The following is a 20106-nucleotide window of genomic DNA, read 5'->3' on the forward strand; positions in this document are numbered from 1 at the left end:
ATCCCCGCCCGCCGCTGGCCGGCCCGGTTACCCGTCGGGGCCTGCTTGCCCGGCAACTGTGCCGCCGGGGCGGGCGGGGGCCTTTACCCCTCCTGCCTTCGGCGGGGGGAGAACCGGCGCCGCCTCACCTCACACCGCCAGTGGCTCCAGGTCCCGGTGGATCCTGCGCTCGTCCCGCGCGATCCTCGTCATCACATGGTCGTCGCCCAGCAGCCGCCCCAGCTCCTCGACGGTCTCCGTGCGCAGCGCCGCCGCCTCGTCCTTGCGGCCCAGCGCGCCGAGCGTGACGCACATGTTGGAGGCGACGGCGAGGGTCTCCGGGTGATGGGCGCCCAGCACCTCGCGGAGTTTCCTGACCGCGCGCCGCTCGGTGTCCAGTGCCGCCTCCAGTTCACCCATGTCCGCACGGGCGTTGGCGAGATTGACCGTGCAGAACAGGGTGTGCGGATGGGCACTGCCGAGGATGTCCGTCATCCTCCTGATGGTGGGCTGCAGCAGCTCCTCCGCGAGATCGGGGGCACCGCAGCCCCAGTGGTAGATGCCGAGGTTGTTGATCGCGGCGAGGGTGTACGGGTGTTTCTCGCCCGGCACCTCCATGTACTGGTCGACGACCTCCTGTGCCAGATCCCTCGCGGCGACGGGCTCCCCGGCCGCGAACAGGTCGGCCGCCAGGTTCAGATCGCAGGCCAGCGAGTCCGGGTGGGCGTAGGTGTACTTGGCGCGGTAACGGTTGCGCGTCGCGGTGGTGAGCCGGCGTGCGTCCTCCGCCCTGCCGGCCTTGCGCAGTGACACGGCAAGGCTCTTCGCCGCCGCCAGCGTGCCGGGGAAGGCCCGGCCGAGCGTCTCCTTGTAGACGTCGTAGGTACGCGAGAGCAGCGCCACCGAGTCCTCGTACCGGCCGACCTCCCGCAGGTCGCGGGCGAGCGAGGTGGCCGAGGAGAGGGTGTACGGGTGCTCGGGGCCGAGCACCTCGGTGCGCCGGTCGAAGACGTCCTGGTCGATCTCGCGGGCGCGCGCGTACTGGCCGACCATGCGCAGGTTCAGCGCGAGGTTGTTGGCGGCGGCCAGGGTGCGCGGGTGGGACTCGTGGAAGATCTGGCTGAAGCCCTCGTGGGCCTCGGTGGCCAGTTCCATCGCCTTGCCGTACTGGCCGAGCGTGCCGAGGTCCATCGCGAGGCCACTGGTGGTCATGTACGTGTGCGGATGGGACGGGCCGAGGACGGCCTGCTGCCGCTCCAGGGTCACCTCGTCCAGCTCCCGCGCCTCCACGTAACGCCCCTGGGAGCGCAGGATGTTGGAGAGGTGGAAGCGCAGGTACAGATACTGCAGGTCGTCGTTCCCGAGCATGTCGCGCCAGGAGTCGCGCAGTTCCTCGGCGAGCACCCCCGCGGTCTGCCAGTCGCCGCGCTTCCACAGATAACGCACGCGGTCGATGAGCAGCCGCCTGGTCTCCGGCTCCTTGCAGAAGCGGGCCTCCGAGGGGCCGAGGTGCGGCCAGATGGTGTTGAACCGCGGCCAGGTCTCGGGGTTGTCGATCGGCTCGTCGTCGTCGGGGCGTGCCCCGGCGAGGACCCGGTGGACGGCGTGCCGCGCGTCCATCTGCTCCTCCTCGCTGAGCTGGGCCCGGATGACGGCCTGGACCAGCCGGTGCACCTGGATGGAGTTGGAGACCTGGTCGACCTTGGCGAGGGCGAACCGGCCGATCTCCCGGATGACCCGGCCCAGCACGAGCTTCTCCTGGAGGGAGGAGTCGTACGGCTTGAGGGCTTCGATCATCTCCTTGCTGTAGAGGAGGTTCGCGGAGATCGGCTCGGGTGCGAAGAACGCACAGAGCTGGAGCAGCCGCACGGCCGCGGGTGAGCGTTCCTTGAGCCGCTCGATGGAGACGTTCCAGGTCGCGGCGACCGGCTCGGGATAGCCCACGGGCTGGTTGAGCGCGAGGACGCTCGGGGCCTGCTGGGCCAGCTGCTCCAGATACGCGGCGACGGGCGTCGCGGTCTCGGCGATCCACGCGGCGGCCTGCTCGACGGCGAGCGGCAGGTCTCCGACGGCGCCGGCGACCTGATCGGCGTCGTCGAGCGTCAGCCCGGGGGCGCGGCGCTGCAGGTGCTCGACGGACTCCTCGCGCAGGAAGACGTCGACGGGCAGCGCGTCGCCGTACTGGGACCAGGTCTGGTTCCTGGAGGTGACCAGGATGTGTCCGCCGCTCGGGAAGAACTTCTTCAGCAGCTCGGGGTCGTCGGCGTTGTCGAAGACCAGCAGCCAGCGCGAGGTCGGTACGCCGCGCCGCAGCAGGTCGACGGCCTCCTGGGAGGCGGCTGCCATGTCCTCGCCGCCCTGGGCGCCCAGCCGGGTGGCGAGTTCGGCGAGACCGGCGACGACGTCGTCGGGCTGCTCGGACGAGATCCACCACACCAGGTCGTAGTCGGCCATGAAGCGGTGCACGTACTCCAGCGCCACCTGGGTCTTTCCGACACCGCCGAGACCGTACAGCGTCTGGGGCTGCGGCAGGACGACCGCCATTCCGCCGCCGAGCTGGTCGCGCATCCGCTCCAGGACGACGGAGCGTCCGGTGAAGCCGGGGTTGCGGGGCGGTGCGTTCCAGATCTTGGGGACGGTGCCGGGGAAACGGGGTCCCGGCGGGACGCCGTCGGAGAGCTGCACGGGCCGGTCGAGGGCGCGCAGCAGAGCGGTGGTGGCGTGCACCTCGTCGAGGCGGAAGAGGTCGACGGGGTTGCGGTCGATGTAGGGGGTGGTGAGGCGTACGTCGCCGACGCGCAGCGGCAGCAGATGGCGTCGGCCGCCGCCGGGGTCCTCGGATGCGGCGCGCTCCCACACCTCCATGGCACGTGAGGACTTGAGGTAGGCGCTGGAGAGCAGCACGACGGTGCGGGCGGCGGTCTCGGCGGCGTGCGCGGCCGTGCCCTCCTGCGGCGGCTCGGCGGAGACGTCGCGCGGGACGACGCGGAAGCCGGCGCGGGTGAGGACGGACTCGATCCAGTCGGCCCACATCCGGTTCTCGGCCACGTAGCTGAGGAAGAGGTCGGCAGGCAGGGCGGGCCGGCGGCGGGTGAAGGCGTCCCTGATCCGCAGCCTGACCTCCTCGCCCACCGCGGGCATGGAGGTGACCTCCCCGTCGGTGATGACGGTCGTGAGCCGCTCGAAGGCGGAGAGCAGGGAGTTGGTGAGCCCGGTCTCGTCGCCGAAGGTGGCCAGGGTCTCCTCGTATGCGTAGTAGGGGCGGTACGGGATCTCCACCGCGCCCCAGTAGGAGGTGAGTTCGTCGCCGGCGAGGCCGGTCGGGAAGCGGTCGAACTTCAGCCGGGCCAGTGCCCGTCCGGCGTCGGCCTTCTCCTTCTCACCCTCGTCGATACGCATCGGCACGGGGAAGATCCGGATGCCGCGGCCGCTGTAGCGCTCGTCGATCTGGCGGGCGACGGCCGCCGCGCCGTCGATGGACTGGTCGCTGAGGGTGAAGCAGTCGACAAGGACGTCGGGCAGATGGACGGTGCAGATGTCGGCGATGTCGCTGAGGCCGGTGCGACTGTCGATGAGGACGTAGTCGTAGTTGGCCTTCATGTCGTCGCGCAGCGCGTCGAAGAAGTGCCCGCCGCCGAGGCGGTCGTAGAAATTGTCCCAGTCGAAGGTGGAGACGGTCGCCGAGTACTCGCGGTTCTGCTTGCCCGCGGAGACGAAGTCGAGGGTGCCGCCCTCGGGGAACTCCCAGCCCAGGGCCTCGGGCGTGAGGGAGACGGCGTGCGGCTGGATGCGCGCGTAGTCGCGGTGCCAGTCGTCGGGGCGCTGCACCGGACTGGTGGCGGCCCAGGCGTATTCGGTGATCAGGTCGATCACACCGGTGGTGGCCCCGAGCGTCGAGGGGTCGAGGAAGGGGTGGAAGAAGCGGTGCAGACCGGGGGCCTCGAGGTCCCAGTCGACGGCGAGGACCCGCCTGCCGTTCGCGGCGAGTATCCAGGCCGTGTTGGCCATGGCCATCGTCCGGCCGGTGCCTCCCTTGTAGCTGTAGAAGGTGACGATGCGTCCGTCACGACTGGCTGTCATCCGTGTCCTCCGCATCGGGCGCCTGGTCGAGCATGTCGTGGATGAAGTGCGTGGTGGCGTACTCGGCGGCCATCGGGCCGCGCAGCCGGGGGCGTTCGGTGTGGCTGCCGCCGGCGGGTGGGTAGACCTGGGCGTGTCTCAGGTACTGCTGGGCGGCGGCCTCCACCACCTGGGGGAGGATCTGGCCGAAGGCCTCCATGCTGGGTACGCCGCGGGCTGCGGCCCGGCAGGCGGCCCGGCCCTGGCTCAGTTTGGTGGGCAGGGTCGCCTCGAGTTTGGCGGTGAGTTCGCTGTCGGCGGCCCGGCTCTGGTGGTCGTCGCGGTTCCAGGGGACGACCACACTGACCCAGGGGCGGTGCTCGGCGTCGAAGGCGGCGAGCCGTGTCCTTCTCTCCTCGTCCTCCAGGGCCCAGCGGTCGATGAGGAGCAACTCGGGCTGCACCGGCGGCTGCTTGGCGTCGCCGGGTGAGGCGTCGAGGTCGAAGGAGGTCACGGTGGCCTGGTAGTTGAGGGAGCGGACCAGGTCCTGTGCGACGTAGCCGAGGGGCCGGGCCGCTTCCGGGTGGTACGGGTTCCAGTCCTGCGGCATGTCGCCGTAGTAGGCGGGGTCGCGGCCCTCGGGCAGTTCGTGCCGGGTGGGAGCGGCGACCGTGACCTGGATGGGCCGGGGGCCGCTGCTGCGGGAATCGGCCGGGTCGGGTGTGCCGAAGGCGCTGGGTGCCTGCCGGTAGTCGAGGGGCCTGCTGGGCCCGACCCCGGCGGTGTCGGCGACGCTGACGATGCGCTTGGCGAGTTCGTAGACCGCGCGCTCGTACTCCTCGGCGAATATGCGGAGTTTGATGAGCCCGTAGAGGCCGTCGGTGACGTACCGGTCCCCGAAGGCGCGGTGGTTGAACTGCAACCGCTCGGCAGGGCCCGGGAGTTGTTCGGGGGGCATCGGCACCCACAGGGCGGGCACGATGGCCTCGGCCGGCCGGTTGTTCTTGGCCTGGTGGTAGATGGCCCGCTGGGCGAACGCGTACCACTCCTTCCCGCACATCTCGCTGGCGAAGTAGCGCGGCGAGAACAGCGGTACGAAGACGCGGCAGGTGGCGAGCACTTCGCCGAGCCGCTCCGACCAGCCCTCGCCCGAGCGTATCTCCCGGTCCATGAAACCGGCCGGAGCACCGGCCGGCAGATCGGTCATGGCCATCACGTGGCCGCACAGATCGCGGAACAGCCGCTCGACCCACATATCGGGGTCGGGGCCTCCGGCTCCGTACCTCGGCGTGTGCGCATAGCTCAAGAAGAAGTACGGCCGATGGTCCGCCGCCCGTTGTTGCGATGACGCTTGCACACGACCCCCGTCCTGGTCCTGTGTGAACACCCGCACTCACGGATGATGAAGTACGAGCGAATTAATCATTCCGGAGCAGACCGGCTCCATCCCCCCATCGGTCAGTCAATCAGGGCCGCTTTTCGGTCATCCACGCCACGGCATGGTCCACCGCATCCCTGATCGAGAACAACCTTGCGATCGTTCTCCCCAGTTGCCCCTTCTGACCACGATTCTCATCGATGGCCTCGAAGGCGTCTCCGATGACGCCGAAATCGCTGTCGTCCAGCGTGACGTCCTCGTATTCCGTCCATTCCGGACCGTCCGCCCCACGCACCACACAGCGATAGCGCCGCGCCGGTGCACCGATGCGATATTCGGCGAGATGAAAGGCGGTGCAGACCGCGAAGCCCACATTGATCAACAGCACCCGCGCTCCCGCCCGATAAAGGGCTCCCATCGGGGAATCCTCCCCGTAATGCGAGTTCAGGGGGTGTTCGGCGAGCAGTTCCTCCGCCCGGCGGCCCAGCGCGGCGAAGGAGACCTGCGGGTGCGTGCTGCGGACGGCGCCCGGAGCGGTCCGTACGGACTCGGCCAACCGGCCCATACCCGTGGAGGGCGTCGTGGCGGGGTCGAAGGCCGGCATCGTGGCCCGGAAGGCCGCCGCCTGTGTGGGTGTCATACCGGCCACCTGCTGCAGATGGACGCTGGACGTGTCCGAGTTGTCGGTGGTGAAGGCGGGCACGACCAGCGTGCCGTCCTCGCCCACCGCCGCCAGCAGCGCGTCGCGCAGCGTCGCGGCGTCGAGGCCGGTACCGCTGAGCGAGGCGTGGACGAGCACCACGTCCCCCGCCGACAGACCGAGTTCCACGAGCTCTTGCGCGAGCTTGTCCCCCTCAGGCGCCACGGGCGGCCTCTTCCCCCAGCTGTGCCAGCAGGCGCTTGCCGTCGAGGGTCAGTTCCGGCGCGTGCTCCAGGGTCTCGACGGCCCGCAGGGCCGCCTCGGCGCTGCCCGGCTCGAAGGCGGCGAGCCCCGCCCGCTCATAGGCTCCCGCCAGCAGCTCCGAAACCGGGACCGGCGCCTCCTGCCACGGGGCGGGATGGGTCCACCAACCGTCCCCGGCATGGAGGTCGGTGACGTCCAGCAGGGCGCTCAGCCGCGCCCGCCGGTGGCCGCGCAGCAGTGCGAGCGCCAGCTCCCGCGCGTCCCCGTGCAGGGGCAGGCCGAGCGCGCCGAGCCCGTGGCGGCCGACCGCGGGCCCGTCACCGGCCGAGAGGGCCAGGGGGGTCAGCGTGGACAGTGATCCGGCGGCGGCCACGGCCTGCTGCGGCACCCGCTCCCGCAGCAGGCTCCAGGCGTCGGCCAGCCGTCGCGTCCAGTCGGCCGCCTCGTCGAGGCCGAGCCGTGGCAGGACCGGTACGCCGAAGCAGTTCCGGTACGGGTCGAGGTCGTCGATCGCGAGATCCGGCGCCCCGTCCCGGCCGAGCCGGCGCACGGGCCGCCAGTCGGCGGCGGGTTCGTCGAGCCGGTCGATGCGCCGCTCGACGCCACCCGCCCGCACCAGCAAGCCCTTCTCGACGGGGCGCACCTCGGCGGTGCCGCGCTCCGCGACGTCGGTGAACCGCAGCTCGCCGAGGGCCGGCAGCAGCAGCGCACCGTTCTCGTACGGCACGTGCACGGACAGATCGGGCCCGCCCCGTACGACGGCGACGGCGACGGACGCGGACAGCCGGGCGGCCGGAGCGGCGGTGGCGCCCGGCCGTTCCTCCTGCAGGGCGTCCAGGGCGTCGAGCAGCCAGCTGCGCGTGTACGGATGGGCCATCACGTCGTCGAGGCCGCCGCCGTCGGCGCGCTCGACGGCGGCCGTGAGCTCCCAGGCGCGATCCCAGTCCTCGCCGCCCCGCCCGGCGAGCTCGCTGTTGAGGCCGGCGAGCAGCAGCCAGGTCAGCTCGTGCTGTTCGGTGCCGAGAGCCGCGTCGTCGGCCACCGCGGCCGACACGGAGGCGGCGGAGGTGCGCAGCTCGATGCCGCGGACCAGGGCCTCCAGATCGGTGCAGTACACGGAGGTGTTGTCGAAGTCGGTGCCGGTGCGGTACCGGTGGGTGTAGAGGCCACCTCCGCACGAACGTACGACAGGGCACTTGCGGCAGGTCTCGCTGACGCCGGCGAGGCCCAGTTGGCGGGCACGCACGCCGGGATGGGCCGCGACCTCGTCGAAGGAGTGCGTGAAGACGTCGAAGCCGGTGGCCGCGGCGCCCTCGTAGGCGCTCTTGAGGGAGTCGACCTGCTCGAGAGTGCCGTCGGTCTCGACGACGACGAGATCGGTGGGGGCGAGGCCCAGCGACTCGGTGAGGCTGGGGCCGCCGGAGAGCGTGGACAGGACCGACTCGAAGAGCCGCACCGGAACGCGGCGGCCCTGCCGGTCCCAGCGATCGAAGACGGTGAGGATCCAGGCGGCGTACGCCGTGGGCGAGCCGTCGGGTCTCGGGGGCGGTTCGTCCCAGGTGGCGTGCGGCAACAGGAAGTCGATGCGCGGGGGGTCGAGCTCCATCAGCGCGTCGAGGATGGCGACGGGGTCGTTCGCCACGTCGATCGTGCAGAGGAGGCCGAGGTTGAGATGGCGGTAGCGGTCCTGGGCGAGCAGTTCCACGGCCCGGATGACGAGGGGGTGGCTGCTGCGGCCGTCCGCGAAGCGGCGGTGGCGGTCGTTGGCCGCCTTGTCACCGTCGAGGGAGATGCCCACCTTGACGTCGAACTCGTCGAAGAGGTCGAGATAGCGGGGGCTGAGTTGCAGACCGTTCGTGTGGATCCGCAGGTCGAGCGCGGCGACGCCGTCGAGGGCTTGCGTGAGCTCCTCGCAGATCCGTCGTAACCGGGCGGGGCCCGCCAGCAATGGCTCCCCTCCGTGCAGGATCACTGACACGGAGGGCAGTGCATGGTCCCTTGCGTGCTCGGCCAGTCGCCGGGCCGTCTGGAGAATCGCTTCGTCAGAGATAGTTTTCGGGCGGGTTCGCCAGCTCTGATCTGCGTGTTCGTAGATATAGCAGTGGTCGCATGCGAGATCGCACCTGCTGTGCACCTTCAGGACGATCTCACGGAATGGGACCAGGGGTCCTGTCATTCCACCAGTCTAGGGTCAGGCCGCACGGCCTGACGCCCGACTAGAGGGCCGAGTTGAAACTCGACACCCGGGCGGAACGGTCGACGGCAGCGGGACGCACGCGGCCCAGCTTCCTGGCGGCATCGGCGCCGCGCACGTCGATCTCGGTGACAGGCACACGATTCTTCTTCGCGGCGGCGAAGGTGGCTGAGGTCTGGAAGGTCACGACGGCCGTCCTAGGTGATGTTGTGCGAACAAGGAACCGCACCATTGCAGTGCTGGCGGCACGACTTTACTCTCATGGCCACCCACAGCAACTCGGCACGTTGAGCTGAGACAGAAGCGTTGCGCGAGTATTCCCCACCCCGTACGGAACAAGCCATTCCATCGATCGAGTGAAGCCAAATCCGCCGAGGGGGGTGCACATGGCCGGTAAAGATGGCCATCTGCAAAGCATGGTCCTTCGAAACGCTGATCTGCCGGTTCTCTTCCACCGCACGGACGAGACGGCCATCACACGGCAACGGGAGGCCGTCAACGGCACCCGGCTGCAGCTGCTCCTCCTCGTCCTCGGTGCCGCGCTGGCAGCACTGCCGTGGCGGGGGGCGATCGGCGACTCCTTCCAACTCATGGGCGCAGTCAGCGCGTTGGCGTATGCGGGCGTCCTCGTCGTCGGCTTCCGCACGTCCCGGCACCGAGCAAAGTCGCATTGGCAACTCAACCGCTCCGCAGCGGAGTTCATCCGCTCCCTGTGCTGGCGGTACGCGGTCCACGGAGCACCCTTCGACACCAACTCCCCCGAACCAGATCGGCTGTTCACCACCCGGCTGGAGGAGGGCCTGCAGGAGCTGCGGAAGGTGGGCTGGGTGGACCCGCGGGAGAACGGGGAGAGCGCCGCGGGTTCGGAGCTCATCACCACACCGATGCGGCTGCTGCGGGAGAAGGCCTTCACCGTGCGCAAGGAGACGTACGTACGCGACCGGCTGATCGAGCAGCGAAACTGGTACCACCGGCGCGCGGAGGTCTCCCGGCGCGCCACCGTGCTGTGGCAGGTCACCATCGCCCTGCTCACGCTGCTGGCCCTGTTCTTCGGCATCCTGCGCACCTTCACCGTGACGGACTCGACCGAGCCGCTCGGGCTGCTGTCGGCGGCCGCGGCGGCGTGTCTGGCGTGGAGCGAGATCCGCCGGCACCAGCCGCTGATCGCGGCCCACTCACTCGTGGAGGAGGACCTGGCCGCGATCCATATCGCCATGGAGACCTCGGTGAACGAGCAGCAGTGGCCGTCGGCCGTCTACGAGACCGAGCGGATCGTCTCACCGCAGCACACGGACTGGCTGGTGCGACACAGGAGTTGACGTCGTCTCAGCTGCGCTCGACGCCGTCCCGCCAGATCACCGTGACAGGCTTGCCCCGCTCGCGCGCGTACCGGACGATGTCGCCGGTACCGCCGAGCCCGCGGGCGGGGCGGCCGTCCCAGACCGCGAGCAGCCGGTCGCAGTTGTCGGCGATATAGGCACCGGCCGCGTAATAGGCCTCGTCCGTGGAGTGCGAGTAGGCCATCCGGACCTCCTGGGTGGCGCGGCCCTTGAGCCGGAGGTAGCAGGCCAGTGCCTCGGGTTCGGCGAACCCCTCCTCGTAGTCACCGCTCGGGATCACCACGGTCAGCTCGGCGCCACAGTCCAGAGCGATGTCGGCGAAGAGCTGGTCGGCGCCTTCGGCGAGGCTGGAGAGGGCGACCATGGCGCCCTCGTGGCCGCACAGCGTCGCTTTCATGACGGCCAGGACATGGGCCATGGCCTCGGGCGGAATGATCCTGTGGCCGGTCACCCCGATGCGCTTCATCCGCCCCCCGATCCCTCTGTGGCCGACCGCTCTGCCATCCTCTCAAAAGTGTGCAATACGTTCGAGCCCCCGCCCAAGGTCCGGGCGGGGGCTCTGTGCGTTCGGATCACCGTGCGTTCGAATCACCGTGCGCTCGGATCGATGGGCGCTCGGATCGATGGGCGCTCGGATCAGTGGCGCTCGGATCAGTAGACGCTGACGCCGTAGGCGCTGAGGGCCTCGGTGACCGGCTGGAAGAAGGTCGTGCCGCCGGAGCTGCAGTTACCGCTTCCGCCGGAGGTCAGGCCGATGGCCCGGCTGCCGGAGTAGAGCGGGCCGCCACTGTCACCGGGCTCGGCGCACACGTTGGTCCGGATCATGCCGTAGACGATGTCACCGCCGCCGTAGTTGACCGTGGCGTTGAGGCCGGTGACGGTCCCGCTGTGGGTACCCGTCGTGGAGCCGCGCCGGGTCACGGACATACCGACGGTGGCGTTGGCCGCACTGGTGATGTCGACACTGCCGACGGTGCCAGGCTTGGCGATCGACGTGTTGGTGTAGCGGACGATGCCGTAGTCGTTGACCGGGAAGCTGGAGCCCGCGGTCGGTCCGAGGACGGTGGTGCGGGCGGAGTTGGCGTACCAGGTGCCCGCGCCGTCGGTGCAGTGACCGGCGGTCAGGAAGTACGACGTACCGGCGCTGTCACGGACGTTGAAGCCGAGGGAGCAGCGCCAGCTACTCGCATAGATGGCGTCACCGCCGGAGATCAGTTTGGAGAACGTGCCGGAGGTGCGCTCGATGCGGAGCGCGGCGGCGTTGGTGCCCGCCTCCCGCTTGATCTCGGCGATCTCGGCCTTGGAGACGGTGGAGTCCACCGTGACGACCAGCGTGTTGGTCGCCTTGTCGATGTGCCAGGCGGTACCGGCCACATCGGCGTCGAGCACGGCGTCGCTCGCGGCGGAGAGCTGCGTCGCGCTGAAGGTGCGGGGAGCCTCGTCGGCACTGGCGGTGGGGACGGCCAGCGCTGCGGCGGCGACGAGGCCGGTGGTGACGGCGAGCAGACGGGTTCGTCTCGCGACGCCGCTACGGGGGGTGGTGCGCTTGATCCTCACTTCTCGTTCCTCCCGAGGGGAATCGGGGGCCCGGCTGTGGGGTGACGGGCCCGTGAGGCGCAGTCAGCAGACGCCGGCGAATGTCCGGATTCCGGATCCGCCGTGGCCCTGACAAGCGCTTCTCGGGAGTATTCGGGGCGTCAACAACCCGCGCAAGGGCGCCTTTCGGCCGCCTGCGCCGCTCCATGCCCACATGCCCCGGGCCGTGGGTGCTCCGGCCGGGGCTGGGAGTGCTGCTGTCACCTGAGACGGATCAGCGGGCGAGCAGGTTCCGGTCGCCGGCGGTGACTTCCGCGGGAAGTGTGTTGCCGGGGGGCGGGAAGGGACAGGTGAAGCAATCGGCGAGGGCGCACGGCGGAAGTGTCGCCGGGTTGAGATCGACGGTCACCGAGCTGTCGTCGGCAGGCGCCTCGGGGCGCAGGAAGCGAAAGCGGTAACTGCTGGCCCCGCTGGTGGCGTCGGCGAAGACGGCCCACAGCGAGCCGTCGGACGCGACGGCGGCCCGGAGGCTGTGCGCCACGCAGCCGAGTTCGAAGACGATCTCGCCGGACAGGCCCGGCCCGCGCTGCCGTCCGTCGGCCAACTCCACCCGCACGGTGCGCTGTTCACCGTACGGACGGAAGGTGCCCGGCATCGTCCAGCGCGGGTGGTACGGCGACGTCTCGATGCCGTGGAACGTCCTGCGCGCCGGAGAGTCCGGGTCGAAGTCCCCTACCGCGAAGAGCCCTTCGCCGTGCAGGACGACCAGTCGGCGCTTGCCGTGCGCGACTCGCGACGCGTGCACCGGAGCATGGTCCACGCCGGGCCTGGCCTGGCCTGGCCTGGCCGGTCAGGGGCTGTCCGTCCTCGCCGATGGCGGTCGGCACCACCTCGTCGCCGTCCTCGCGCCGCTCTCCGGGGACGGCCGGAATTCGACCTTCCGGGACGTCGGAAAGCCTGGGGGCACCTCACGCCGAAGACAGGGGGAGGGTGCCGCGCGGGGAGAGCGGTCCGTACGGTCCCGAGATGGTGGCGACGCGCTCCTCGTGCCAGTGCTTCCGGTCCTGCTGCGGATCGGCGCTCATGCCGGTCAGCCCTTCCACACCGGCTCGGCGAGCCCCAGATGCGACCGCAGGGTCGTACCGGTGCAGCGCGTGCGGAAGGCTCCGCGTTCCTGGAGGAGCGGCACGACCTGGTCGACGAAGTCGTCGAGGCCGCCGGGGGTGAGGTGCGGGACGAGGATGAAGCCGTCGGCCGCCTCCGTCCGTACGTACTCGTCGAGGGCCGCGGCGACGCCCGCAGGCGTACCGATGGAAGGACTGCCGCGCGGTGGTCTCGATGACCGTCTGCCGGATGGACAGGCCCTCGGCCTCCGACACGGATGTCCCGACCCATTCCGCGGTACCGGCCCCGCACCAAGCCCGCCCGGCACGTGAGGACGGGCACCTGGGTCGACCGGGCGGTACCGGTCACGTCCACGGAGGTCCGGCGTGGCCGAGGCCCGCCGCGAGCCGCTAGCAGCCGTCGCAGGGGCAGCAGCAGTCGCAGCTGCAGTCACAGTCGCACTTGTGGCAGCAGCCCTCCCGCTTCTTGCGGGACCACGGACCCTCGTACTCCTCCGCGCAGCACATCTTGCACGTGCAGCACAGGCCGATGAAGGCCCCGCAACCCGCCCAGAAGCCGCGCGGCTTCGGACGGTGCGCATCACCGGCGCCGAACTGGGGCGGCAGCCCGCCGGGGCCGCCGGGACCACCGGCGCCGCCGGGAATGCCCGAGCCGCCGCCGTACGGATTGTTCGACCCGTACGGGCCGCCGCCCGGGGTGCCGGCACCTGCGTAGGGGTTTCCCTGCGGCGGCTGCTGTCCGTTTCCCTGGTGGGAGCAGGTCGTCGTGCCGAAGGCCCGGTCGACCGACCGCCGCAGCTCGTGCGCGAGCAGCACATGCAGCAGTTTGTCGTCGACGAACTCCGCGTCGCGCAGGGCGAGCCTGATGCCGTGCAGCGCGTCGTCCGCGAGCCGCCGCGCCTCGGCGAGCGAGGTGCCGGTCACGGTGAGCGGGTTCCAGGCACCCGACGCGGCGTCAGCTTCCCTGTCCTCGACGGCATCCAGCAGATGCGCGAGCCTGCCGAACAGCCGACCCGCCTCGGCCAGCGGCGCCACGTTCTGCGGCCGCCCGGCGAGCACGGCGGTGTGGGCGAACGCGGCCGCGGTCGCCGTCTCGGTCGGCTCGGTCACTGCCAGCAGCGGCGTTCCCGGGCCGGCCAGCGCCTCGATCCCGGTCTGCCGGTCCACGGCGTCGACCAGCACGTCGGTGTCGAAACCCAGCTCGCGCCCGGTCCGTGCGCCCGCGCGGTCCCAGCTCAGCGCCACCATGCGGGCTGCCGCGGCCACCGGCCTGCGCGCCAACACCCCGTCCCGGTCGGCGACGTGGTCCCGTACCTTCGCCGACGCCAGCACCAGCGAGACCGCGGCAGCCAGCCTGGCACCCTCGCCCCGTGCGACCGGTGCGGTGCGCATGGCACGCAGCGGACAGGGCCCCGCCGTGCGACGCAGCTCAGCGGTGCGCACGGTCTGAGCCTCCGTCAGAACCGAGACGATGAGCCCGTCGTAGTTCGTGACGACCCTGGCGAGCTGGCCGTGGTCCGCGCGAAGTGCCAGACACAGCCCGCAGAGATGGGCCATCCACTCCGTCTTCAGGTCGTCGGTGAGCCGATGGGTGCAGGGCCTGACGATTCCGAACACGACATTCCCCCCGAGAGTCGTCCGAGTGCGCGGGCCGCATCGTACCGGCCACTGCGTTCACCCGTACGCCCCCGGCGTCACCCATCCGGCCCGACATTTATATTTTGCTCAGATATGAGGCTTATGAGCCCCTCTCAGGCCCCGTACGCAGCAGGAATCTTGACGAATCGCCACATCTTCTGCACCAGGTACGTCACGAATCCCCTGCGCGGCGACTATCCACTTGGCGCGCGATCCGCATCATGGACGACCATAGGGATGCGGAACCACAAATGACCGCGGTGAAAGGAGGCGTCCATGGCATCGGTGCGCAAGGCGAGTGCATGGCTGGGACTCGTCGAGGACAACGACGAGCGGTACTACGACGACGAGTACACCGAGGGTGCGGAAGCCGCCGACCAGTGGGTGACCGACCCGCGGGTCCGGGTGGCCTCCGAGTCGGCGCAGGATCAGGGCCGCCGGATCGCGACCGTCACGCCGGACGGCTTCCGTGACGCACGCCCCATCGGGGAGCTCTTCCGCGACGGTGTCCCGGTCATCGTCAACCTCACGTCGATGGAGCCCACCGACGCCAAGCGCGTCGTGGACTTCGCGGCCGGCCTGACCTTCGGTCTGCGCGGTTCGATCGAGCGCGTGGCGACGCGGGTCTTCCTGCTGACCCCCGCCGACACGGAGATCGTCAGTGGGGAGTCGTCGGGCCGGGCCGGCGACGGCTTCTACAACCAGAGCTGAGCAGGGCGCTCGCCCGTACCTCCCGGTACCTTCTTGCGCCTCCCGGTCTACCGGAAGGCATCGAGCCCGGTGAGCGCCTTGCCCAGCACCAGCTGGTGCATCTCGACGGTGCCCTCGTAGGTGAGCACCGACTCGAGGTTGGTCGCATGCCGCATCACGGGGTACTCGAGCGAGATCCCGTTCGCGCCGAGGATCGTGCGCGAGGTGCGGCAGATCTCGATCGCTTCCCGTACGTTGTTCAGCTTTCCGAAGCTGACCTGCTCGGGGCGGAGCGTTCCCGCGTCCATCCGCCGCCCGAGGTGGTGGGCGAGCAGGATCCCCTTGTGCAGTTCGAGCGCCATGTCGGCGAGCTTGGCCTGGGTGAGCTGGAAGCCGCCGATGGGCTTGCCGAACTGCTCGCGCGTCTTCGCGTAGTCGAGCGCCGCCTCGAAGCTGGACCGTGCCGCGCCCATCGCGCCCCAGACAATGCCGTAGCGCGCGTGCGACAGACAGCTGAGCGGGCCCTTCAGCCCGGTGACCTCCGGGAGTACGGCACCGGCGGGCAACCTCACCTCGTCGAGGACGAGTTCGCTGGTCACCGACGCTCGCAGCGACCATTTGTGCATGATCTCGGGGGCCGAGAAGCCGGGCGCATCCGTCGGCACGACGAAACCGCGGATGCCGTCGTCGGTCTGCGCCCAGACGACCGCCACCCCGGCGACCGAGCCATTGGTGATCCACATCTTGCGGCCCGTCAGCACCCAGTCGTCGCCGTCGCGCTTGGCGTACGTACGCATTCCGGCCGGATCCGAGCCGTGGTCGGGCTCGGTGAGCCCGAAGCAGCCGATGGTCTCGCCCGCCGCCATGGAGGGCAGCCAGCGCTGCTTCTGCTCCTCGGAGCCGTACTTCCAGATCGCGTACATGGCGAGCGAGCCCTGCACGGAGACGAGTGAGCGGATGCCGGAGTCGGCGGCCTCCAGCTCGAGACAGGCCAGTCCGTACTGGACGGCGGTGGCCCCCGCGCAGCCGTAACCGGTCAGCGACATGCCGAGCGCGCCGATCGAGCCGAGTTCGCGGGCGAGTTCGCGGATCCCGGGGAGTTCGCCGCGCTCGTACCAGTCGGCGATGTGGGGCAGCACGCGGTCGGCGGCCCAGGAGCGGACGGTGTCGCGGATCGCGAGATCCTCCGGCTCCAGGAGATCGTCGATGCCGAGCGGGTCGGCGGGGTCGAAGGGCGGCAGCTTCGAGGGTGCGGACATGAGGGTGCCTCCGGCGGCTCGCACGGCGCTGGCAGAACCTAGCAGTGATAGTTAATGCTCGGCGCTGACGTTACGGCTCAGTGTGCCGTGCGTCCAGGGCCGATCGCGCCCGCCGCCTCCGCGGGTGCGCGGCGCGCCGGGACCGCCAGCGGGTCGTGGCGCTCGACGAGCTCATGCGGCTCGCACGACTCACGCGAGTCGTACGGCTCGCGAGGCGCCTGCTCCGGCAGCTCGTGCCCCGCCGGCACCGCGGGCGAATCGTGCGGCACCTGCTCGGGCAGCTTCGCCGACGGGGCCGCGCACTCCATCACCTTGGGCAGCCGCAGCGCCGCGACCGCCCCGAGCAGCAGCAGCCCGGCGCTCACCAGCAGCGTGACGTGCAGACCGTGGACGAACGAGGACCGCGCGGCGATCCGCAGCGCGTCCCCTGCCGGGCCGCCCAGCGCCGCCGCCACCTGGTAGGCCTCGCCGAGCGAGTTGGCGGCGGCGGTACGGGCGGCGCCGGGCACCTCGGAGGCAGCGGTCAGTCCGGGGGCGTACGCGGCGTTCATGACACTGCCGAGGAGGGCGATGCCCATTCCGGCACCGAGCTGGTAGGACGTCTCGCCGATGGCCGCGGCGCCGCCCGCCTGCGCTGCGGGGGCCTCGCTGAGCATCGACTCGTAGGCCGCGAAGAGCGTGGTCTGCAGCCCGAAGCCGAGGAGCACGAACCCGGCGGTGAGCAGCAGCGGCCGGTCGTGATGCCCCATCAGTGTCAGCAGCAGCACGGCTCCCGCGGTCAGCACGAAGCCCCATCCGACCATCCGGCGCGGGCCGACGCGGCGCAGGGTGTACGAGCCGGTCGCGCCGGCCGCCATGGCGGCGAAGGTGAGCGGCAGCAGTCTCAGCCCGGTCTCCAACGGGCTCATCCCGAGGACCAGTTGGAGGTACTGAACGGCGATCAGCTCCAGGCCGACCAGGGCGAGCATGGCCAGCACGATGCAGCCGACCGCCGTGGAGAAGGTCGCCTGATGGAACATCCGCATGTCGATGAGGGGATGCACGCGGCGCCGCTGGCGGCGCACGAAGAGGACGAGAAGCAGGGCTCCGGCGAGCAGCGGGCCCGCGGTGCGGAGGTCCAGCAGGCCGTGGCCGACACCGAGGCGCTTCACGCCGAGGACCACGGCGAGCACACCCGCCGCGGCCATCAGCGCGCCGACGACGTCCCAGGGGCCGTTGCCGCTGCCCCTGGACTCGGGCAGCAGCCAGCGGCCGACCGGCAGGATCATCGCCATCAGCGGGATGTTGACGAGAAAGACCGAGCCCCACCAGTAGTGCTGGAGGAGGAAGCCGCCGAGCACCGGTCCGGTGGCGGCGCCGACGGCGGCGACCGCGGTCCAGATGCCGATGGCGGTGGCCCGCTCGCGCCGGTCGGGGAAGACCGCGCGGAGGATCGACAGCGTCGCGGGCATGATCATCGCGCCGCCGACACCGAGCAGCGCGCGGGCCGCGATGAGCACCTCGGGGCTGGTGGCGAGGGCGGCGACGGCGGAGGCCACGCCGAAGAGCGCGTACCCGAGCAGCAGTATGCGGCGGCGGCCGACGCGGTCGCCGAGCGTGCCGAAGAGGATCAGCAGCGAGGCGCACACCAGCGGGTACGCGTCGACGATCCAGAGGAGCTCCACCCCGGTCGGGCGGAGGTCCTCGGTGACGGCCGGCACGGCGACATGGAGCACAGTCGCGTCGAGCGCGACCAGAAGCAGGCTGACGCAGAGGGCGAGAAGGACGACCCAGCGGTTGGCACCGCCGCCGGTGGCACGCACGCGTGCTCCGGCCGTGGTCGTCCCGTACATGCACGTACCTCCCGTGGGTCTCTCGCGTCGGTGGGCCGGCCGGGGGCGTGGCCCACTGGGTGGCCCGGCATCGGCGCGCGAGTGATCAGTCAGCGTACGCGAGTCCGGGGCGCCGGTGGGTGTGGTGCACCTCTCACCTCGACGAACCACGGGGTGTGGCGTACGCCACGCCGGGCGCGCCACGCCGGAGATACCCGCCGCACTCCGAACGGCCCCGGAATTCCGTGCGGCAATCGCGTGAACTGCTTTCTCCGTGTACAAACACACTTACGGAGAAGACCAGCTCCGCAATAGGGCGCAAGCCCCCTCCATTTCCGGCTTCTACGGGGAATGAATGTGCGGCTGAGACATACTCCACATCACATCGTCATCACGAACAGCCGGGATCGGCCTGGGCTCACACTCACTCGCTGTAACGTCGATTGGGTGCGTACCGACATCTTTGCCCGTCTGGACCGGGAGCCGGAGCCGCCGAAGATAGAGATCCCGCGGATGAGCCGCACTCGTCTCGCCCTCTTCGGCGGGACGTTGGCGTTCTATCTCGCCATCGTCGTCGCCGTGCTCGTCTCGTCCTGGCTGGTGACCCTCGACTGGAAGGTCATGCTCTTCCGGCCGTATCAGCAGTGGCCGGAGCTGCACGCGTTTCTGGACTACTTCGTGGTGCTCGGACAGCGCGGCCCCACCGCGGTGATGGTGGCGGCCTGGCTGGGCTGGCGCTCCTGGCGGCAGCACACCCTGCGACCGCTGCTGGTGCTCGGCGCCTCCCTGCTGCTGCTGAACCTGACGGTGGGCTCGGTCAAGCTCGGCCTCGGGCGGCTCGGCCCCCACTACGCGACCCGGATCGGCTCCCCCGAGCTCTTCGCCGGCGGGGATATATTTCCTTCGGGCCACACCGCCAATGCCGTGGTGACCTGGGGAATCCTGGCCTACCTCGCCACCACCCCGCGGGCCCGGCGCTACCTTTCGGCGCTGTCCGCCGTGGTCGCCCTGGGCGTCGGACTCACCACCGTCTACCTCGGTACGCACTGGCTGAGCGACGTCCTGCTGGGCTGGGCGGCCGGCCTGTTGATCCTGCTGGCGCTGCCGTGGTGCGAGCAGGTGATCGGTCGCGCCGAGGCCTTCATCCTGTCGCTGCGCGACCAGGCGCGCGACCAGCTGCGGACGCGCCGTCTGCCGGTGCCTTCGCTTCCGGTCGCCGCGGGCGGCCCGCGACCCGCCATATACCCGCAGCGTGCGGCATCGGAGGACGGTGAGCCGGCGCGCAGGCCGATGGGCGCGGGCAGCGCAGGGGGCCGGACGGGTGCGGGCGCACCGGCCGGTACCACGGCTGCCGCCACGGCGACCGCCCAGCTCACGCAGTCGCGTCCGCACGCGGTCGTGCGCTCCGGGCACGGCGTGCACACGCCGCACGCCGCGCACACCCCGCACAACAGTCCGGTCGCCCCGGCCGGCAGCCGCCGTCCGCCGCGTTCGCGTCCGGTGTCGGGCGGCAGCTGACGGGAGCGGGGGCGGCACGAACGGCCGGTCCCACACATGGTGATGGCCCCCGACCGAGGTCGGGGGCCATCACCATGTGTGGGTGGTGGACGCCCGCTGAGACAGCGTCAGTCCGTTCGTCGGCCTCAGCCCTTCCAGCAGCGGACGACCCTGCCGCCGTCGACCTCGAAGTTCAGCCGGCCCACCAGGTACTCCATGGTGATGATGGCGCCGGGCGGCAGCGATCTGACGGTGCTCCACCCCCGGCTGCGGGCGCGGCGCTCCGCGCTGTCGGCGTCGAGGCCGACATACGTTTCGGGGGTGTCGTCGGGCTCTGCGGAAGGTGTCGGAATCGATGCCATGGGACCTCACCGTAGGTGGCAGCGGACGGTGACGGAAGTCCGCAGAGGCGGGAGTGGGTACACGAATCAGCATCCCCACGTACCCCAGCGGTCACACTTGTGTCACAGCATCACGACACGCGTTTGGCGCGCGCACGATCATTCACGAGCAAAAACGAAGTCGCCCGCACAGGAAATTCACAGATCTGCCCGAACTTCACCGGACGCCCTCATTCCAGACTCCTGATTTTCCCCTGCCGATGCCCTTTTCCCCACCATGGACATTCGGGAATTCATCATTACTTAGGCCATCCCTACTTCGGGACGAATCAGCGGTCACCCGTATGCGTATCGCG

14 protein-coding genes and 2 pseudogenes are annotated in these 20106 nt (G+C 70.4%); 3 read left to right on the plus strand and 13 right to left on the minus strand.

The annotated features are described in order from the left end of the window. Nucleotides 1-129: 129 nt before the first annotated feature. From fxsT to ABT078_RS29515, 5 genes are all read right to left on the minus strand, one after another. Nucleotides 130-4059: an FxSxx-COOH system tetratricopeptide repeat protein gene (gene fxsT, locus ABT078_RS29495; protein ID WP_351232978.1), complete on the minus strand. Its 3930-nt coding sequence runs from the start codon at nt 4057-4059 to the stop codon at nt 130-132. Then, on the minus strand, nt 4043-5431 hold the full coding sequence (fsxC, locus tag ABT078_RS29500) for an FxsC protein (protein ID WP_502981382.1): 1389 nt from the start codon (nt 5429-5431) through the stop codon (nt 4043-4045). Before fsxC ends, fxsT begins: the two co-directional genes overlap by 17 nt. Before the next feature lie 73 nt (nt 5432-5504). Continuing rightward, nucleotides 5505-6281 carry an AAC(3) family N-acetyltransferase gene (locus ABT078_RS29505; RefSeq protein WP_351232982.1) on the minus strand — a complete coding sequence of 259 codons (777 nt, stop codon included), beginning with the start codon at nt 6279-6281 and terminating at the stop codon, nt 5505-5507. Beyond that, entirely contained in the window at nt 6271-8496 is a 2226-nt protein-coding gene (gene fxsBH, locus ABT078_RS29510) for a radical SAM/SPASM protein FxsBH, inactivated beta-hydroxylase extension form (RefSeq protein ID WP_351232984.1), read from the minus strand. The genes ABT078_RS29505 and fxsBH overlap by 11 nt, the downstream gene beginning before the upstream one ends. Before the next feature lie 40 nt (nt 8497-8536). Next, on the minus strand, nt 8537-8701 hold the full coding sequence (locus ABT078_RS29515) for an FxSxx-COOH-like cyclophane-containing RiPP peptide (protein WP_351232986.1): 165 nt from the start codon (nt 8699-8701) through the stop codon (nt 8537-8539). 229 nt (nt 8702-8930) lie between these two features. Between ABT078_RS29515 and ABT078_RS29520 the strand changes: the two genes are divergently transcribed. After that, the gene (locus ABT078_RS29520; protein ID WP_351232988.1) at nt 8931-9833 is read left to right on the plus strand and encodes a DUF4231 domain-containing protein; all 903 of its coding nucleotides are present in this window, start codon (nt 8931-8933) and stop codon (nt 9831-9833) included. 7 nt (nt 9834-9840) lie between these two features. Here the strand turns inward: ABT078_RS29520 and ABT078_RS29525 are convergent, their stop codons facing one another. From ABT078_RS29525 to ABT078_RS29545, 5 genes and pseudogenes are all read right to left on the minus strand, one after another. Beyond that, nucleotides 9841-10320, minus strand: coding sequence for a hypothetical protein (locus ABT078_RS29525; RefSeq protein ID WP_351232990.1), 480 nt, complete (start codon nt 10318-10320; stop codon nt 9841-9843). 185 nt (nt 10321-10505) lie between these two features. Further along, a complete protein-coding gene (locus tag ABT078_RS29530) occupies nt 10506-11411 on the minus strand; it encodes a S1 family peptidase (RefSeq protein WP_351232992.1) in 906 nt (301 codons plus the stop codon). A 253-nt stretch (nt 11412-11664) separates the two neighbouring features. Further along, nucleotides 11665-12475 (minus strand): annotated as a pseudogene (locus tag ABT078_RS29535) (DUF1684 domain-containing protein). A 5-nt stretch (nt 12476-12480) separates the two neighbouring features. Next, nucleotides 12481-12760 (minus strand): annotated as a pseudogene (locus ABT078_RS29540) (F420-dependent methylene-tetrahydromethanopterin reductase); the annotation flags it as partial. 144 nt (nt 12761-12904) lie between these two features. After that, complete coding sequence (locus ABT078_RS29545; protein WP_351232994.1) at nt 12905-14131, minus strand: DUF5685 family protein; 1227 nt, start codon at nt 14129-14131, stop codon at nt 12905-12907. A gap of 297 nt (nt 14132-14428) precedes the next feature. Between ABT078_RS29545 and ABT078_RS29550 the strand changes: the two genes are divergently transcribed. Next, nucleotides 14429-14863, plus strand: coding sequence for a cell division protein SepF (locus ABT078_RS29550; RefSeq protein ID WP_351232996.1), 435 nt, complete (start codon nt 14429-14431; stop codon nt 14861-14863). A gap of 47 nt (nt 14864-14910) precedes the next feature. On the opposite strand, the gene ABT078_RS29555 is transcribed toward ABT078_RS29550, so the two are convergent. Both ABT078_RS29555 and ABT078_RS29560 read right to left on the minus strand, forming a co-directional pair. Continuing rightward, complete coding sequence (locus tag ABT078_RS29555; RefSeq protein ID WP_351232999.1) at nt 14911-16101, minus strand: acyl-CoA dehydrogenase family protein; 1191 nt, start codon at nt 16099-16101, stop codon at nt 14911-14913. A gap of 77 nt (nt 16102-16178) precedes the next feature. Next, nucleotides 16179-17933 (minus strand): MFS transporter, encoded by a 1755-nt coding sequence (locus tag ABT078_RS29560; protein WP_351233001.1) that lies wholly within the window; start codon nt 17931-17933, stop codon nt 16179-16181. A gap of 426 nt (nt 17934-18359) precedes the next feature. Here ABT078_RS29560 and ABT078_RS29565 point away from each other — a divergent pair, with 426 nt between their 5' ends. Then, nucleotides 18360-19430, plus strand: coding sequence for a phosphatase PAP2 family protein (locus ABT078_RS29565; protein WP_351233003.1), 1071 nt, complete (start codon nt 18360-18362; stop codon nt 19428-19430). A 125-nt stretch (nt 19431-19555) separates the two neighbouring features. On the opposite strand, the gene ABT078_RS29570 is transcribed toward ABT078_RS29565, so the two are convergent. Continuing rightward, entirely contained in the window at nt 19556-19771 is a 216-nt protein-coding gene (locus ABT078_RS29570; RefSeq protein ID WP_351233005.1) for an I78 family peptidase inhibitor, read from the minus strand. Between the last annotated feature and the right edge of the window lie 335 nt (nt 19772-20106).

It is taken from the genome of Streptomyces sp. NPDC002133 (genome assembly GCF_040296405.1).
Classification (GTDB): domain Bacteria; phylum Actinomycetota; class Actinomycetes; order Streptomycetales; family Streptomycetaceae; genus Streptomyces.

Excerpts from the sequence above, each read along its gene's own strand:
- fxsT (WP_351232978.1), bottom strand. The coding sequence starts at position 4,059 with ATGACAGCCAGTCGTGACGGACGCATCGTCACCTTCTACAGCTACAAG.
- fxsBH (WP_351232984.1), bottom strand. The coding sequence starts at position 8,496 with ATGACAGGACCCCTGGTCCCATTCCGTGAGATCGTCCTGAAGGTGCAC.
- ABT078_RS29520 (WP_351232988.1), top strand. The coding sequence starts at position 8,931 with ATGGTCCTTCGAAACGCTGATCTGCCGGTTCTCTTCCACCGCACGGAC.
- ABT078_RS29525 (WP_351232990.1), bottom strand. The coding sequence starts at position 10,320 with ATGAAGCGCATCGGGGTGACCGGCCACAGGATCATTCCGCCCGAGGCC.
- ABT078_RS29550 (WP_351232996.1), top strand. The coding sequence starts at position 14,429 with ATGGCATCGGTGCGCAAGGCGAGTGCATGGCTGGGACTCGTCGAGGAC.
- ABT078_RS29555 (WP_351232999.1), bottom strand. The coding sequence starts at position 16,101 with ATGTCCGCACCCTCGAAGCTGCCGCCCTTCGACCCCGCCGACCCGCTC.
- ABT078_RS29560 (WP_351233001.1), bottom strand. The coding sequence starts at position 17,933 with ATGTACGGGACGACCACGGCCGGAGCACGCGTGCGTGCCACCGGCGGC.
- ABT078_RS29570 (WP_351233005.1), bottom strand. The coding sequence starts at position 19,771 with ATGGCATCGATTCCGACACCTTCCGCAGAGCCCGACGACACCCCCGAA.